The following is a 1,031-nucleotide window of genomic DNA, read 5'->3' as shown; positions in this document are numbered from 1 at the left end:
GTGTGGCGTCGCCGGAGGATTTGTGGCGATTGGTCGCCGAAGGTATCGACACCAACGGCGAATGGCCGCTCGACCGCGGCTGGGATGTCGACGATATCTACGATCCGGAGCCCGGAAAGCCCGGCAAGACCTACGCGCGCAACGGTGGATTCCTCTATTCCGCAGCGGATTTCGATGCCGACTTCTTCGGGATCAGCCCGAACGAGGCCATGGCGATGGATCCGCAGCAGCGGTTGCTGCTGGAGACCTCGTGGGAGGCGCTGGAACGGGCCGGTATCGAACCGGCCGTGTTGCGCGGCAGCGCCACCGGTGTGTTCACCGGTGTGATGTACCACGACTACGCCCAGGGCACCGGCAAGGCCGGAACCGCGGGCGGCAGTCTGGTCTCCGGGCGTATCGCTTACACGCTGGGGTTGGAAGGTCCTGCGGTGTCGGTGGATACGGCGTGTTCGTCGTCGCTGGTGGCGATGCATCTGGCCGCGCAGTCGCTGCGCTCGGGGGAGTGCGATCTGGCGCTGGCCGGTGGCGTCGCGGTGATGGCCACGCCGGATATGTTCCTCGAATTCTCCCGCCAGCGCGGGCTGTCCCCGGATGGCCGGTGCAAGTCGTTCGCGGATGCCGCGGATGGTGTGGGTTGGTCGGAGGGGGCGGGCATGCTGGTGTTGGAGCGGCTTTCGGATGCGCGTCGCAATGGTCACGAGGTTCTTGCGGTGCTTGCGGGTTCGGCGGTGAATCAGGATGGTGCGTCGAATGGTTTCTCCGCGCCGAATGGTCCGTCGCAGCGGCGGGTGATCCGGCAGGCGTTGGCCAATGCCGGGCTCTCGCCCGCCGAGGTCGACGCCGTGGAAGGCCACGGCACGGGGACGACGCTGGGTGATCCGATCGAGGCCCAAGCGTTGCTTGCCACGTATGGGCAGGATCGTGCTGCGGATCGTCCGTTGTGGTTGGGATCGTTGAAGTCGAATATCGGCCACGCTCAGGCCGCGGCGGGTGTGGGTGGTGTGATCAAGATGGTCATGGCGATGCGCCAT

The 1,031-nt window shown here is 66.1% G+C and carries 1 protein-coding gene; it reads left to right on the top strand.

Going from position 1 to position 1,031, the window contains the following annotated elements; genetic code table 11:
- On the top strand, positions 1-1,031 hold a 1,031-nt coding region (locus ACGF5C_RS35300), incomplete at both ends, for a beta-ketoacyl synthase N-terminal-like domain-containing protein (RefSeq protein WP_393308832.1).

The organism is Micromonospora sp. NPDC047620, from assembly GCF_043205005.1.
Lineage (GTDB): Bacteria > Actinomycetota > Actinomycetes > Mycobacteriales > Micromonosporaceae > Micromonospora.
Note: the sequence above shows the minus strand (reverse complement) of the source record. Positions and strands in the feature narration are given on the sequence as shown.